Annotated in this window: 14 protein-coding genes and 1 riboswitch; of the genes, 9 read left to right on the top strand and 5 right to left on the bottom strand. The window is 67.4% G+C overall.

Annotated features, from left to right (window positions below; translation table 11 throughout):
- Positions 1 to 113 precede the first annotated feature (113 nt).
- A complete protein-coding gene (locus MVF96_RS03010) occupies positions 114 to 608 on the top strand; it encodes a DUF5709 domain-containing protein (RefSeq protein WP_065630492.1) in 495 nt (164 codons plus the stop codon).
- Here the strand turns inward: MVF96_RS03010 and MVF96_RS03015 are convergent.
- Complete coding sequence (locus MVF96_RS03015) at positions 605 to 1,456, bottom strand: Clp protease N-terminal domain-containing protein (RefSeq protein WP_247451171.1); 852 nt, start codon at positions 1,454 to 1,456, stop codon at positions 605 to 607. The two genes, MVF96_RS03010 and MVF96_RS03015, sit on opposite strands and share 4 nt — an antisense overlap.
- Positions 1,457 to 1,627: 171 nt before the next feature.
- Here MVF96_RS03015 and egtB point away from each other — a divergent pair, with 171 nt between their 5' ends.
- The gene (gene egtB / locus MVF96_RS03020) at positions 1,628 to 2,941 is read left to right on the top strand and encodes an ergothioneine biosynthesis protein EgtB (protein WP_247451174.1); all 1,314 of its coding nucleotides are present in this window, start codon (positions 1,628 to 1,630) and stop codon (positions 2,939 to 2,941) included.
- Positions 2,938 to 3,927, top strand: a complete 990-nt coding sequence (egtD, locus tag MVF96_RS03025) for an L-histidine N(alpha)-methyltransferase (RefSeq protein ID WP_065630490.1) — start codon at positions 2,938 to 2,940, stop codon at positions 3,925 to 3,927. The genes egtB and egtD overlap by 4 nt, the downstream gene beginning before the upstream one ends.
- On the opposite strand, the gene MVF96_RS03030 is transcribed toward egtD, so the two are convergent.
- The gene (locus tag MVF96_RS03030) at positions 3,908 to 4,972 is read right to left on the bottom strand and encodes an LLM class flavin-dependent oxidoreductase (protein WP_065630489.1); all 1,065 of its coding nucleotides are present in this window, start codon (positions 4,970 to 4,972) and stop codon (positions 3,908 to 3,910) included. The genes egtD and MVF96_RS03030 overlap by 20 nt on opposite strands.
- A gap of 194 nt (positions 4,973 to 5,166) precedes the next feature.
- On the opposite strand from MVF96_RS03030, the gene MVF96_RS03035 reads away from it, so the two are divergent.
- Positions 5,167 to 5,556 carry an SHOCT domain-containing protein gene (locus MVF96_RS03035; RefSeq protein ID WP_247451175.1) on the top strand — a complete coding sequence of 130 codons (390 nt, stop codon included), beginning with the start codon at positions 5,167 to 5,169 and terminating at the stop codon, positions 5,554 to 5,556.
- Positions 5,557 to 5,644: 88 nt separating this feature from the next.
- Here MVF96_RS03035 and thiD read toward each other — a convergent pair whose 3' ends face one another.
- Both thiD and thiC read right to left on the bottom strand, forming a co-directional pair.
- Entirely contained in the window at positions 5,645 to 6,565 is a 921-nt protein-coding gene (gene thiD / locus MVF96_RS03040; RefSeq protein ID WP_159369971.1) for a bifunctional hydroxymethylpyrimidine kinase/phosphomethylpyrimidine kinase, read from the bottom strand.
- Complete coding sequence (gene thiC / locus MVF96_RS03045; protein ID WP_247451177.1) at positions 6,565 to 8,253, bottom strand: phosphomethylpyrimidine synthase ThiC; 1,689 nt, start codon at positions 8,251 to 8,253, stop codon at positions 6,565 to 6,567. Before thiC ends, thiD begins: the two co-directional genes overlap by 1 nt.
- A gap of 7 nt (positions 8,254 to 8,260) precedes the next feature.
- Positions 8,261 to 8,350: riboswitch (TPP riboswitch) on the bottom strand.
- A gap of 219 nt (positions 8,351 to 8,569) precedes the next feature.
- Here thiC and MVF96_RS03050 point away from each other — a divergent pair.
- Positions 8,570 to 8,917 (top strand): GNAT family N-acetyltransferase, encoded by a 348-nt coding sequence (locus tag MVF96_RS03050; RefSeq protein WP_065630486.1) that lies wholly within the window; start codon positions 8,570 to 8,572, stop codon positions 8,915 to 8,917.
- A gap of 333 nt (positions 8,918 to 9,250) precedes the next feature.
- Positions 9,251 to 10,489: an IS110 family RNA-guided transposase gene (locus MVF96_RS03055; RefSeq protein WP_137808541.1), complete on the top strand. Its 1,239-nt coding sequence runs from the start codon at positions 9,251 to 9,253 to the stop codon at positions 10,487 to 10,489.
- Between the two features lie 112 nt (positions 10,490 to 10,601).
- Here the strand turns inward: MVF96_RS03055 and MVF96_RS03060 are convergent, their stop codons facing one another.
- Positions 10,602 to 12,272, bottom strand: a complete 1,671-nt coding sequence (locus MVF96_RS03060) for a (2,3-dihydroxybenzoyl)adenylate synthase (protein ID WP_247451179.1) — start codon at positions 12,270 to 12,272, stop codon at positions 10,602 to 10,604.
- A gap of 157 nt (positions 12,273 to 12,429) precedes the next feature.
- On the opposite strand from MVF96_RS03060, the gene MVF96_RS03065 reads away from it, so the two are divergent.
- From MVF96_RS03065 to MVF96_RS03075, 3 genes are read left to right on the top strand one after another with little or no spacing between them, the layout of a single operon-like run.
- Positions 12,430 to 13,770 carry a salicylate synthase gene (locus MVF96_RS03065; protein ID WP_247451181.1) on the top strand — a complete coding sequence of 447 codons (1,341 nt, stop codon included), beginning with the start codon at positions 12,430 to 12,432 and terminating at the stop codon, positions 13,768 to 13,770.
- A 46-nt stretch (positions 13,771 to 13,816) separates the two neighbouring features.
- Positions 13,817 to 14,065 (top strand): acyl carrier protein, encoded by a 249-nt coding sequence (locus MVF96_RS03070; RefSeq protein ID WP_058251371.1) that lies wholly within the window; start codon positions 13,817 to 13,819, stop codon positions 14,063 to 14,065.
- Between the two features lie 17 nt (positions 14,066 to 14,082).
- Positions 14,083 to 15,264 carry an acyl-CoA dehydrogenase family protein gene (locus tag MVF96_RS03075; RefSeq protein ID WP_247451183.1) on the top strand — a complete coding sequence of 394 codons (1,182 nt, stop codon included), beginning with the start codon at positions 14,083 to 14,085 and terminating at the stop codon, positions 15,262 to 15,264.
- Positions 15,265 to 15,296: the final 32 nt, after the last annotated feature.

Here is a 15,296-nt window from a genome sequence, read left to right on the forward strand (position 1 = left end):
CGACGGCACCGGCGATTCGGCCGAACCGGGTGAGCGCGACCGACAGCGGTCGGCCACGTCGCGCCGTCGGGTCGTCCTGGCGGGACTCCCCGCGGGCTGGCATCGTGGCAAGGATGAAGGACGACATCGGTAGCACCCCGGAGGGTTCGGACGGCGAGTACAGCCTGGACGAGGACGACCAACTGCAGCCGGAGGACACTCTGGACGACCGCGGCGTCGACGACGTCCTCGACGAGGGGTACTCACCGCCCGACTATGTCCCCAAGGGTGCCGTCCACGGGCTGACCTCCCGGGAACAGGCCGAGGGCGAGACGCTCGACGAGCGGCTGGCCGAGGAGGAGCCCGACGTCGGAGCGGTCGATCCGCTCGACGAGATCACTGCCGAGGAACGTGCGCGGACCGATTGGCGCGCACACGATTCCGACCGTGACGAGGAGTTCGAGGAAGACGACGAGGTCGGCGACCGCCGCGCCGGACGTCTCATCGCCCCGGATGCCGGATCTGGTATCGACACCGAGTCGGACGCCGTCGCCGAGGACGCCGGGATCGACGGCGCCGGGGCCTCCGCGGAAGAGGCTGCGGTGCACTACATCTCCGATTCGGACTAGTCGGTCTGACCCGGCCCGCTCGCTTCGCTCCCGGCGCCGGTTTGATTCGGCCCGCTCGCTTCGCTCCCGGCGCCGGTTTGATTCGGCCCGCTCGCTTCGCTCCCGGCGCCGGGCTGCTCCAATACCTGCGCCAGCGTCGCGACGATGGTCGAGCGGACGGCATCGGCCGTGAGACCCAGCCCGCTCATCGCCTCGGCGAGCGTTGCATCGACGAAGAAGCCGAGCAGGAGATGCTCCGTGCCGATGTAGTTGTGCCCGAGATCGAGGGCGGCAGCGACGGTCGACTCCAGGACCGACTTCGACGCGTCGTCGTAGGGCACCACGCTCGTTGCTTCGTCGTCGGCGATGTCCCGCGGTGCCGGGAGCAGTGGCGCGATGGCCGCACGCCAGGCGTCGGCGTCGACACCGGAGTCCCGCAGCACATGGAACACGAGGGACTTCGGTTCGACCGTGAGGGCCTGCGCGATGTGGGCCGGGGTCACGTGCTCGGCACGGCCCGCGGCCGCTGCCGCGTTCGCGGCCATCAGTACGTTCGCGGCCCGGGGCGTGAAACGCGAGAACGGGTTGTCCGCGCCGGGTGCATTGTTCTCGCCTGCGGACGACACGCGGTCGACGAACCGCTTCTGAGCGGCCTGTTTGCTCACGCCCATGCTGGTGCCGATCGCGGTCCACGATGCTCCCGAGCGGCGGGCCTGGTCGACGAAGTGACCGATCAGGCTGTCGGCGATGTCGCCCAGGTGCTGCGCGGCGACCACCGCGTCGGAGAGTTGGTCCAGCGGGTCGTCGTGGACCTTGCGGATGGCATGGATCAGGTCGTCGAGGCGGATGGTGACTGAATTCTGGGGCATGCGTCAACCGTAGGTTGACGAGTCGATCGCGTCAATCCCGAGTTGACGACGACACGTCGAGGCCGATAAGAGCCTGTGCGTTGACAGGAACGGCAAGCGTCATGACGATGGATGCGGAGATCGGCGAAGTCGTCGCCGGCCGCTCCAGGCTTTGCCACGGGAGGTTATCCAGTGAGCATCACCGAACCGTCGGTTCGTCCCCAGTCCACAGACACCCGGTCCGCCGAGAGCCCGCCGGCGCACGGTGTCGTCACCGATGTCGCGCGTCGCTACCTCGACGTCCGCGCCCTGACCGACACGCTGTCCGAACGGCTTTCGCCCGAGGACCAGACACCGCAGTCGATGACCGAGGCGAGCCCGGCGAAATGGCACCGGGCGCACGTCACCTGGTTCTTCGAGGAGTTCATCCTGCGGCGTGACCCCGCGTACAAGGTCTACGACGACACGTTCCGGTACCTGTTCAACAGCTACTACGAGGCTGTGGGAGAACGGCATCCACGACCTGATCGCGGTCTCGTCACGCGGCCGGGTGTCCGCGATGTGACCCGCTACCGCGAGCATGTCGACGCCGCGATGGTGGATCTCCTCGAGCGCGGCGACCTCGACGAGGCCGCACTCGAACTCGTCGAACTCGGCTTCAATCACGAACAGCAGCACCAAGAGCTGCTGCTCATGGACATCAAGCATCTCTTCTCCACCAATACGTTCGGGCCGGTGTACATCGATCGCGAACCCGACGAACCGGGCATCGCGAAAGCGTTGGGCTGGCGGCAGTTCGAGGGCGGCGTCAACGAGATCGGCGCGTTGGGCAGCGGATTCTCCTACGACAACGAGGGCCCCCGGCACCGGGTGTATCTCGAGGACTTCGAGATAGCCGACCGCGCGGTCACCAACGCCGACTGGCTGGAGTTCATGGCCGACGACGGTTACCGGCGCGCCGAATTCTGGTTGTCCGACGGGTGGGCGACCATCCGCCAGACCGGATGGGACGCACCGGGATACTGGCGCGACGAAACGGGTGCGCGCTCCACCGACCCGTCGGACTGGACGACGTACACCCTGTCCGGCCGGCGGCGGATCGTGCCCGACGAGCCCGTCCTGCACGTCTCGTTCTACGAGGCCGACGCCTACGCCCGCTGGGCGGGGGCCCGGCTGCCCACCGAATTCGAGTGGGAGATCGCTGCCGGCTCACTGGGTACCGAGCGCGGGGCCCTGCTCGACCCGGACCGATGTCATCCCGGCCGCGTCGGTGCGGCGATGATCGGGGATGTGTGGGAGTGGACGGCCAGTGCGTACCTGCCCTATCCCGGCTTCGTGCCCGCCAACGGCGCGGTGGGTGAATACAACGGCAAGTTCATGTCCGACCAGCATGTGCTGCGCGGGGCGAGCGCGGTGACGCCTGTGGGTCACGAACGACTGACGTACCGGAACTTCTTCCCGGCGCCGTCGCGCTGGGTCTTCTCGGGACTCCGGCTGGCCCGATGAGCCTCGACAGCGACACCCCGGTGACGGCGACCACCGGGGAGACGGCCATCGGGGGCCTTGCCGCAGACGCACTCTCGGGATTGTGGCAGCAACCGCCGGTCCTCCCGACGAAGTGGTTGTACGACGAGCGCGGCAGCAAGCTCTTCGACGAGATCACCCGTCTGCCCGAGTACTACCCCACCCGCCGCGAGACCGCGATCCTGCGCGCGCGGTCGGCCGAGATCGCCTCGACGACTCGTGCCGACGTCATCGTCGAACTGGGCTCGGGCACATCGACCAAGACGCGTCTGCTGCTCGACGCCTTCGTGGACGCGGCCGCCGACGGTGAGCGTCCGACCTACGTCCCCGTCGACGTCAGCACCGAGATGCTCACGACGACAGCCGAAGTGCTCGCCGTCGACTATCCCGGGATCGACGTCGTCCCCGTGGTCGCCGACTTCACCGAGCCCGACCTGGATCTCCCGCCCGCCGACGGCCCGCGCCTCGCGGTGTTCCTCGGTGGCACAATCGGCAACTTCGATCCTGCTGCGCGCGCGGAGTTCTATCGTTCGATGGTCGGCTCGTTGTCCCCGGGTGACTACTTCCTCCTCGGTACCGACCTCGTCAAGGACACCGGGCGGCTCGTCGCCGCCTACGACGACAGTGCCGGTGTGACCGCCGATTTCAACCGGAACATGATCGAGGTGCTCCGTGCCGGCCTCGACGCTCGCGGGCTCTACGCCGACGACTTCGAACACATCGCCCGCTGGAATCCGGGCGAGCACCGCGTCGAGATGTGGCTTCGCGCCCGGCGGGACGTCGACGCGTACTTCGGTGTGCTGGGCCGTTCGTGGCGGGTGCCCGCGGGAACCGAGATCCACACCGAGATCAGCACCAAGTTCCAGCCGGGGGCGCTCGCGGAAGAACTCGAGTCGGCCGGACTGTCCGTCGTGTCGGCGTGGACCGATCCCGCGGGCGACTTCCAGCTCACCCTGACCCGACGCTGAGCAGTTCGCGCACCCGCGGGATGACCTGCGTCCCATAGAGCTCGACACTGCGCATGAGCTCGGCGTGGCCGAGTGTCCCGTGCGAGTACTTCAGGTCGAATCGGCTCAGTCCCAGAGCTTGGACGGTCGACGCGATCTTGCGGGCAACGGTGTCGGGCGACCCGACGTAGAGCGAGCCGCCGGGTCCGGTCGACCGCTCGAACTCGATGCGGGTCGGGGGCGGCCAGCCGCGTTCGCGACCGATGCGTCCGACGTACTCGCGGTAGTGCGGCCACAGGTCGTCGCGTGCCTGCGCGTCGGTGTCGGCGACATGTCCCGGTGAGTGCACGCCGACGGGCATCAGCGGCTTGTCCATCTCGCGCAGGGCGCGGTGATAGAGATCGACGTACGGCTTGAAGCGCAGTGGGTCGCCGCCGATGATCGCGAGCATGAGCGGCAGGCCGTACGACGCGGCACGTACCACCGACTCCGGGCTGCCGCCGACCGCGATCCACGTCGGCAGGGGCGGGTTCTCGAGTTCGGGGTAGACCGTCTGGGACTGCAGAGGACTGCGCGTGGAACCCGACCAGGAGACCGGTCGGCCGGTGCGCAGTTCGGCGAACAGGGCCAGCTTGTCGCTGAACAGTTCCTCGTAATCGGAGAGGTCGAAACCGAACAGCGGAAACGACTCGGTGAACGACCCGCGCCCGAGGATCACCTCGGCACGACCCGACGACAACGCATCGACTGTCGAGAACCGCTGGAACACGCGGATCGGATCATCGGAACTCAGGACGGTGACGGCCGAACCGAGACGCATCCGGGTGGTGCGCGCCGCGATGGCGCCGAGTACGACCTCGGGTGCCGACACCGCGTAGTCGTCCCGGTGATGCTCACCGACACCGAGGAAGTCGACGCCGACCGTGTCGGCGAGGATGGCCTGCTCGAGCAGATCGCGCAGGGTCTGCGACCCCGAGCGCAATGTGCCGTCGGGTTCGGCGGTGATGTCCCCGAACGTGTCGAGACCGAGCTCGACCTTCTCGATACCTACCGGGTGAGATTCCATGTCGCCCTTCGCGAAGTTGTGATCGTGCGGGGCGAAATCGGAGGAATTGCGCCCGCAATGGTCTTTTCACACGATTTCACGAACATCTTTCCAGTTCGTCACGGTGTCGAGGTCGGTGCTGTGTAATGCTTCATAACGGTTCATGTGCTCGGCTCTGAACTCGCCGATTTCTTCTAGACAAGGGAGACACTCCGATGTGGGATTCATTCTGGGACTTCATCTGGTACACGATCGTCATCTTCGCGTTCGTGGCCTACCTGATCGTCCTGTGGCACATCATCAGCGACCTGTTCCGGGACAAGGCCGCGTCGGGCTGGCAGAAGGCGGCCTGGATTGTCTTCTTGATCTTCCTCCCGTACCTCACCGCCATCGTGTACCTGCTCGCCAAGGGCAAGGGGATGGCCGAGCGTCAGCGTGAGGCGTACAACGAGGCCAAGCAGGCGTCCGACGAGTACATCCGGTCCGTCGCAGGCACCTCGCCGACCCAGCAGATCGCCGACGCGAAGAACCTGCTCGACTCGGGCGCGATCACACCCCAGGAGTTCGAGCACTTGAAGAGCAAGGCCCTCAGCGGAACCGCCTGACGGTCCCTCGACACAGACAACGCTCCCCGATGGCGCCGGTCGCCGTCGGGGAGCGTTGTCTGTTCTCCGGTTCGGGACCGGCGTCGCGTCAGTCCGCCGACCCGGCGCCCACACGCCACAGCGGATTGACCGGACCGTGGCCGGCGCCCAGTGGATACGCAGCGGCCAGGCAGCGGGTCACCCAGTCCTTGCCGAAGCCGACCGCCGCGGGAACGTCGTGCCCGTGGGCCAGCGCGCATGCGATCGCGGCGGCGAGGGTGTCGCCGGCGCCGTGGTCATGCGGGGTGTCGATGCGTTCGTGGCTGAGCTCGATGAACTGGTCGCCGTCGTAGAGCAGATCGGGGGAGTGGTCCGAGCTTCGCAGGTGCCCGCCTTTCACCAGCGCCCAGCGCGGCCCGAGATCGAGCAGCGCCCTGGCCGCGTCGCGTTGCGACGCGGTATCGGTGACCTCGATCCCGGTGATCAGGCGAACCTCGTCCAGGTTCGGGGTCACCACCGTCGCGAGGGGAAACAGGCTGTGCCGCAGGGTGTCGAGTGCCGAGTCGGCGAGCAGCTGGTTGCCGTGCATCGACGCGCACACCGGATCGACCACCAGCGGAACGGATGTGTCCCGGCCGATACCGCTCGTGCGGCACTGCTCGACGATGGCCTCGATGATGGGCGCCGACGCGAGCATCCCGGTCTTCGCCGCGGCCACACCGATGTCACCGGACACGGAGTCGATCTGCGCCGCCACGGTCTGCGGTGAGATCTCCTCGAACCCGCTCACGCCCACCGAGTTCTGGACCGTCACCGCGGTCACCGCGACACACCCGTGCACCCCGAGCAGGGCGAAGGTGCGCATGTCTGCCTGAATCCCCGCGCCCCCGCCGGAGTCCGAACCAGCGATGGTCAGGACCCGTACCGGGGCCGTTCCGGGCGGTGACAGCGGGAGTCCCGTGTAGGCCTGTTCGTCGACCGTGCGCTGATTCGCGTCGACTGTGCGTCGTCGTGCGTCGTCTGTGCGCATCAGGCGCCGCCGGTCGTCTGGAGCGGGAGGTACACGCGGTTACCGGCCTCGGCGAACTCGGCCGACTTCGCGGCCATGCCCTCGGCGATAGTCCGGTCGATGTCGTCCGCGGTGACGAGACCGTGCTCCTCGGCGTAGGCGCGGACGTCCGCCGAGATCCGCATCGAGCAGAACTTGGGTCCGCACATCGAGCAGAAGTGGGCGGTCTTCGCGGGCTCGGCGGGCAGCGTCTCGTCGTGGTATGCGCGCGCGGTGTCGGGGTCGAGGGCGAGATTGAACTGGTCGGTCCAGCGGAACTCGAAGCGCGCCTTGCTCAGTGCGTCGTCGCGTTCCTGTGCCCGCGGGTGGCCTTTGGCCAGGTCGGCCGAGTGCGCCGCGATCTTGTACGTGATCACGCCGACCTTGACGTCGTCGCGGTCCGGAAGTCCTAGATGCTCTTTCGGAGTCACGTAGCACAGCATCGCGGTGCCGGCCTGAGCGATCATCGCGGCGCCGATGGCCGAGGTGATGTGGTCATAGGCAGGTGCGATGTCGGTGGCCAAGGGCCCGAGAGTGTAGAACGGCGCCTCCTCGCACAGTTCTTCCTCCAGGCGCACGTTCTCCGCGATCTTGTGCATCGGGACGTGACCCGGACCTTCGATCATGACCTGCACGCCATGGGATTTGGCGATCGTGGTCAACTCGCCGAGGGTCCGGAGCTCGGCGAACTGCGCCTCGTCGTTCGCGTCGGCGATCGACCCGGGGCGTAAGCCGTCGCCGAGGGAGAACGTGATGTCGTAGCGGCGGAAGATCTCGCACAACTCGTCGAAGTGCGTGTACAGGAACGACTCCCGGTGGTGCGCGAGACACCAGGCCGCCATGATCGAACCGCCGCGCGAGACGATGCCCGTCACCCGCTTCGCGGTCAGCGGAACGTAGCGCAGCAGGACACCGGCATGGACGGTCATATAATCGACGCCCTGCTCCGCCTGCTCGATGACGGTGTCGCGATACAGTTCCCAGGTCAGCGAGGCGGGATCGCCGTTGACCTTCTCCAGCGCCTGGTAGATCGGAACCGTCCCCACGGGGACCGGCGAGTTACGCATGATCCACTCGCGGGTGGTGTGGATGTCGGCGCCGGTCGAGAGATCCATGATCGTGTCGGCGCCCCAGCGGGTGGCCCACACCATCTTCTCGACCTCGTCGGAGATCGAGCTGCGCACCGCCGAATTACCGATGTTCGCATTGACTTTCACCGCGAAGTTCTTGCCTATGATCATCGGTTCGGACTCGGGGTGGCGGTGGTTGGCCGGGATGACCGCGCGGCCGATGGCGACCTCCGACCGGACCCGTTCGGCGTCGACGCCCTCCCGGGCGGCGATGAACCGCATCTCGTCGGTGATGATGCCGGCACGCGCCCAGGCCAGCTGGGTGCTCGCGCCGTCGATCGGGTCGGGCCGATGCCAGCTGTCGCGGGTGGGGGTGAGGCCCTTCTCGACGTCGATGTGCGCCGCCGTATCGGTGTAGGGGCCGGAGGTGTCGTAGACGTCGAGGTGTTCGCCGTTGGTGAGCTGGATTCGACGCTGCGGCACACGCAGGTCGTCGACGGCGAGGTAGTGCTTGGCGCTGCCCTCGATCGGGCCGAGGGTCAGGAACCCGGAATCGGCGGGTGCGCTGCTGTTGCGGGTGGTGGATACACGTGTGCCCATGGCTGGTCTCCCTACGCCGGCATTACCCGGACAGGTTCGAGCGGTCGGCGACCGCCCGTCGCCATCTCAGCCCTCGGTCATCGTGAGAGCCCCCGCGGTGTGTAGTTGTCGTGCGTCCGCCACCCTACATCGCATCGTCCGGTCGGGTCGTGCGGGTGGGGAAGACCGTATCGATTTGCGACGATCACACGATCGGGGTCGGCAGTTACGGTTCCGTAAGGTACCGTGTGACCCGGATCACAGGGGTGGCGCTGTCGCGTGTGGCAGGTACGCGCCGGTGATCCGATGTCCGCGATCACGAGGTGAGGAGGGTCGGGTGCTACGCAAGCATCGTCAGCGACCACCACAGTCGGCAAAGTCCATCCTGCAACAGATCTCGCAGGTGGTACACAATCCCGACCGCGACCGATTCGAACTCTGGGTCGCCGGCGACCTGGTCGGCGTGCTCGGTTATTCGACCGAGTCGGCGGACGGTCAGACCACCATCACCGTGCTGCACACCGTGCTCTACGACGAATACAGCGGACACGGACTCGCCACGCGACTCACCCGTAGCGCCGTGCACTACACCCGCGAACAGGGTGCCCGCCTCCGGCCGGTGTGCACGTTCACCAAGCGCTACCTCGACAGCCATCCCGGGATCGTGCCGCTCGCGCCGGTGTGATCCGAAGGTAAGCCTCGGCGGCTCCAGAACATTCCTCGCCGGACCCTTCGAGGCTCGTCGCTATCGCTCCTCGCACCTCAGTATCTGCGGCCTGGCGGCCGTCGTGGGGGTCGAAGAGTTCGTGCTGGTCACCGGCGCGTGGGGGGTTGATAGTGGAGGGGTGGGATGCGGTGACCTTGAATTCCTCCCTTGTGCCGAAGAGCCAGTACCTCAGTGTGAGGCGCGGGGCCTGCCACGGGAATCGTGGATTGTTGCTACGAGCACGCGGATTAGACTCCTGCATTTGTTTGCCCCGTCCGCAGCCCACTTCCGAGGACTCGAAAGGAAACCGAGATGGAAGTGCTGCATCCCCGATGCGCCGGGATGGATGTCTCCAAAAAGGATGTGAAAGTCTGTGTCCGCCTGGCTAGTCCGGGCCGAAAGACCGTGCAAGATACCACGACCTGGTCGTCGATGAGCGGCGACATTCTGCGGCTGCGGGACTATCTGATCGCCGAGCAGGTGACGTGTGTGGTCATGGAAGCCACCGGCGACTACTGGAAACCGTTCTACTACCTCCTCGAAGACGCCCCGTTCGAGGTGATGCTGGTCAACGCCCACGACGCCAAGAACCTCCCGGGCCGCAAAACCGATGTGTCGGATGCGGCGTGGCTGGCGCAGCTGGCCGCCCACGGGCTGTTGCGGGCCTCGTTCGTGCCGCCCGAACCGATCCGACGGTTACGCGATCTGACCCGCACCCGCACCGCGATCACCCGCGAACGCGGCCGCGAGATTCAACGGTTGGAGAAAGTCCTCGAAGACGCCGGCATCAAACTGTCGGTGGTGGTCTCCGATATCAACGGGGTCTCGTCACGATTCATGTTGCAGGCGCTGGTCAAGGGTGAACGCGATCCCGCCGTGTTGGCGGAGTTGTCGGTGAAACAACTCCGCCGCAAAATCCCCGCGTTGACCCAGGCGTTGCAGGGCCGCTTCACCGACCACCACGCGTTCCTGGTCGAGTTGCATCTGGATTTCATCACCGAACACACCACCCGGATCGACGCGTTGACCGAGCGCATCGAGAAGGTGATGGCGCCGTTTCAAGCCAAACGCGACCTGATCTGCACGATCCCGGGTATCTCCACCACCACCGCCGATGTGATCATCGCCGAGACCGGCGGCCAGATGGCCCAGTTCCCCACACCAGGCCATTTGGCCTCGTGGGCGGGAGTCTGCCCCGGCCAGCACCAATCCGCCGGACGGGTCAAAAACGTCAAAACCCGCCCCGGTAACCGTCACCTCAAAGGTGCTCTCGGGGCTACAGCGTTATCGATCGCCAGCCACAAAGGCACGTTCCTCAACGCCAAGTACCGGCGCCTGGTCCGCTCTCGCGGCAAACCCAAAGCGATCGTCGCCCTCGAGCACACCCTGCTCACCGTGGTCTGGATCATGCTCACCGACAACGTCGTCTACGACGAACCCGGCCCCGACTACCACCAGCAACGCCACCCCGAACGCACCAAGAACCGCGCCATTTACGACCTACACAAACTCGGATACGACGTCACCATCACACCCCACGGAGCGGCCTGAGCAGCCACCTCACCTAACTCTTCGGATTAGGGAGCAGGGGTTATGCGCTTCTTTCGGATTAGGAAGCGGTGGTCGCGCTCGCGCCGGTGTGAGGAACGGGCTCCGACTCGGCTCAGCCCGCCGACGGCTCCGACAGCAATGTCTCGCGGAGCACCTTCTTGTCGATCTTGCCGACCGCGGTGACCGGCAGGGTGGTCACGACGCGGATCACGTCGGGCAGTTTGAAGGACGCGAGACCGCGGTCGGCGAGGAAGGTGCGGATCGCGGCGAGCTCGAGTGGTCGGGCCGGGGGGTGTTCGTGCGAGAGCACGACTGCCGCACAGATCTTCTCACCGAGCGCGTCGTCGGGCAGCCCGACCACCGCGACCTGCCGGACCGAATCGTGGGCGAGGAGGTTCTCCTCGACGTCGTCGGCGGCGACGTTCTCCCCGGCGCGCACGATGGTGTCCTTGATGCGGCCGGTCACGGCCAGGTGCCCCGACGGCAGCCTGGTGACCTTGTCCCCGGACCGGTAGAACCCGTCCGGCGTGAAGGATTTCTCGTTGTGCGCCGTGGCGCGGTAGTAGCCGCGGATCGTGTACGGCCCGCGCACCAGCAGTTCGCCTTCTTCCCCGTCGGGGACATCGGCTCCGTGCTCATCGACGACCCGGACCTCGTCGAGCTCGGACATCGGTGCCCCCTGCACTTGGTGCACCAAGTCACGCGGGTCGTCGGCCCGGGTGTAGCAGATGAGCCCCTCGGCCATGCCGAAGACCTGCTGGACGACGGGGCCGAGGGCCGCGTCGAGGGCGACGGCGTCGGACTGGGCCAGCTTGGCGCCGCCCACCTGCAGCAGGCGCAGGGAGCTGATGTCCGCCGGCTCCCACTCGGTCGCCGCGCACCAGAGTTGCGCGAGCGCGGGGACGAGCGCGGTCACCGTGACGCGGTGCCGCTCGATGAGGTCGAAAGTGTTGTCCGGACTGGGGTTGTCGGCGAAGACGACGTGGCCGCCCGCGCCGAAGACGCCCAGGATTCCCGGGCAGCACAGCGGAAAGTTGTGCGCGGCCGGCAACGCGACGAGGTAGGTGTCGTCGGCGGTGAGGCCGGCGACGTCCGCGGACAGCCGGGCGTTGAGGTCGTAGTCGTCGTGCGTGCGTGCGATGAGTTTCGGCAGTCCGGTGGTGCCCCCCGACACGAGGAACAGGGCGGGTAGCCCGGCGTCGGGGGCAGCCGGGAGCTCGACCGAGGCGGGGTCGGCGTCGGGGAGCGGTGTGAATCGACCCGGTTCGCCGGAGATGAAGACCCGGGCGACGTCGGGCACCCGTGACTGCAACTCGGTCGCGAGTTCGCGGTAGTCGAAACCCCGGCGGCCGTCCTCACCGATGTAGGCGACCGCGCCGGCACCGGCTGCGAGATGGGCGATCTCGGTGATCCGGTGCGCGGGCAGGGTCATCACCGGCACGACGCCCGCGCGCAGAAGGCCGTACAGGGTGACCGCGAAGTCGAGGGAGTTGTTCAGCTGCAACACGACCCGCTGCGTCGGCTGCAGTCCGGCCGCGACGAAACCGGCGGCACGACGGAGGGTGGCGTCGCGGAACTCGGCATAGGTGAGCGTGCGCGGTCCGTCGGTGGAGGCATCGGTCAGCGCGGGGGAGTCGGGAGTTCGCTCGGCGGCCAGATCGAGGCTGGCGAACAACGGGCGGTCGAGGAAGACGCCGGCGTCGCGGTACTTCTGTGCCTGTGCGTCGGTGTGGGGAGCGAAACCGTCGAGCAGATCGGTCGCGGGGTCGAGATGCGTCGGCATGAGTTCATTCAAACACAGGCAGGATAGGGTAACCTTACCGGTCGATGCAGGGCGGGAGGCCGGCTGTCGACCCGCGGGGGATTGTTTGATTAGGCTGCCCTAAGATTCCCTATGATCATCGGTGCTCGAGTGCATCACGACCGGAGGAACGAAGGACATGTCGCTGACAACCGAATCGCACGCCGCGCAGTTCGTCGACCTGCTCGCGCCGGCCTCGCCGCTGAGCGAGTCCGATGCCGCGCGGATCACCGCGGCCTGGGCCGGCTCCGGCGAATTCGGCGACCATGTCGTCTACGAGCGCGACCGGCGCTGGACCTTCGCGGCGGGTGTCCGCGCCCGCGTGGTGATCACACGCAGTGAGGTCATCGTCGATGATCTGGGCGACCGCACGACGACGCCCTGGCGCGGCGACCCCGCCGACGCGCTCGCCGCCGCGACCGCGTCGCTGTCGATTCCCGACTGGCGCGTCTACGGCTGGGTCGGTTTCGACTTCTGCGCGCCCTATCACGGCATCCTCGAGCGCGTTCCCGAGGACACGGTGCTGGCGCACCTCATCGTTCCCGAGTTCGAGGCGACCGTCGATGCCGACGGGGTCGACACCGGGTCGCTCGACGCCGAGCGTGCCGGTCGTCTCCTCGAGATCGCTTCGCGAGCAACCGTTTCCGTCGAGTCACGGCCGGTGGACGTGCAGTCCGACCCTGACGACTACCGCGGCCGTGTGGCAACGGCTGTCGCCGAGATCGAAGCCGGCCGGTATCAGAAGGTGATCCTCTCGCGCGCCGTCGACATCCCGTTCGACGTCGACATCCCCGCCACCTACGCCCGCGGCCGTGCCGACAACAACCCCGCCCGGAGCTACCTGCTCTCGCTCGGTGACCTGCAGGCGGCCGGGTTCAGTCCCGAACTCGTCGTCGCGGTGCACGACGACCGGACCGTGGTCACCGAACCACTGGCCGGCACAAGGGCTTTCGGGATCTCGGCGGAGCAGGACGCGGCGGCCCGCGCCGACCTGCTCTCGGATGCCAAGGAGATCGCCGAGCATGCCATGTCGGTACGTGCGTGCTTCGACGAGATCTCCTCGATCGCCACTGCGGACACCACGGCCGTGAGTGAGTTCATGGAGGTTCGTGAGCGCGGGAGCGTCCAGCATCTGGCCTCGACCGTGCGCGGGACCCTAGCCGATCACGAAACCCCCTGGCGCGCACTCGAGGTGGTGTTCCCGTCGATCACCGCGTCGGGCATCCCCAAGACCCCGGCCGTGGAGGCGATCGACCGTCTCGAGCCCCGACGCCGCGGCCTGTACTCAGGCGCGATCCTCACCGCGTCGTCGAGAGGCGAGCTCGAGGCGACCCTGGCCCTGCGCACCATCTTCTCGTCAGGGCAAGGCGCGTGGCTGCGTGCCGGTGCCGGCATCGTCGCGCAGTCCACGCCGGAGCGCGAGTTCACCGAGACCTGCGAGAAGCTGGCCAGCGTCGCCCCGTACGTGGTCCCGCGCTGACCGACCGATACTTTCGACCGAACATCACCACCCCAGGAGCCACCACATGTCCGACCACATCACCGAAGCCCTGCGCGGCATCCTCGAAGAGGACCTCGACCTCGCGCTCGGCGACATCAGCCGCGACTCGAAGCTGATCGACGACCTGGGGCTGGACTCGGTGGCGTTCGCCATCGGCGTGGTGGCGATCGAAGAGCGTCTCGGCGTGAAGCTGTCGGAACGGGAGCTCTTCGAGTCCAAGACCGTCGGAGATCTCGAAGACCTCATCCGGTCGAAGGCCGGCACCCCGGCCTGAGAAAACCCGGACCCGACATGACTGTGGAGGCCCCAGTGCAGACGTACGCCGAACTGCTCGACGCCGCGTTCGACGAGCAGGTGACGGCCTGGACGGCGCAGGCGGAACTGGATCATCGGTTCCCGCGGCCCCTGCTCGAACACCTCGGTGCCGAGGGCGTCTTCGTCCGCAAGTGGGAGGACCGCAAGGTCACCGACCTCCACGACCATTTCGCCCTCGGCGCACATCTCGGCGCGCTGGGTTCCGCGGCCATCGGAGTGGGTGTGAGCCTGCACGATTCGGCCATCGCCATCCTCCGCCGCTTCGGCCGCAACGACTACCTCAGAGACCTGGCCCAGCGCGCCCTGACCGCCGAGACCGTGCTGTGCATCGGGGCCTCCGAGGAGCAGGGCGGCTCGGACCTACAGAACTCCGAGACCCGGATCCTGCCGGAGAACGGCGGGTTCCGCGTCGTCGGGCACAAGAAGTTCGTGTCTCTCTCGCCGATCGCGGACCACGTGTTCGTGGTCTGCCGGGGCGTCGACGACGGTCCCGACGTGGGCGGCAACGTGGCGCTGGCCGCCGTCCCGATCGAGTCGGTGACGGTGGGGAAGCCGTATGCCAAACTCGGCGCCGGGCCCCTCGACACCGCGCCGGTGACCATCGACGCCTGGATCCCCGACGAGGCGCTGATCGCCCGGCCGGGGACGGGCCTGGCGATCATCAGCTGGGGGTTGGCGCACGAGCGGTACTCGGTGGCCGCCCAGATCGCCGCCGCGTGCGACGTGATGATCGGCGTGACGCTTGCCCGGATGGTGGAGCGCACCCAGTTCGGCAAGAAGCTCTACGACCACCAGGCACTCCGCCTGCGCGTCGCCGATCTGCAGGCCAGGGTCGACGTCCTGCGCTACTCGCTGGCCGGTGTCGCCGCGGAGGGCAAGATCAACCTGCGCACCGCCGCGGCGCTGAAGGCCACCGCCGCCAACCTCGGGGAAGAGGTCGCGTCGGAGTGCCTGCACATCTTCGGCGGGATCGGTTACCTCGAGACCGGATCCCCCATCGGTCGCTGGTGGCGGGACATGAAACTGGCCCGCGTCGGCGGCGGCACCGACGAGGTGCTGTGGGAACTGGTCGCGGCGGCGATGAAACCCGACACCGAGCGGTACCAGGCCATGTTCGTCGACTCCGAACTCCACGGCACCGGTTCGCCGGTGTCCTGAAGCGCTCGAGCCATCGTCCCTCTCACCCAGGC

Source organism: Gordonia hongkongensis (assembly GCF_023078355.1).
Taxonomy (GTDB): domain Bacteria; phylum Actinomycetota; class Actinomycetes; order Mycobacteriales; family Mycobacteriaceae; genus Gordonia; species Gordonia hongkongensis.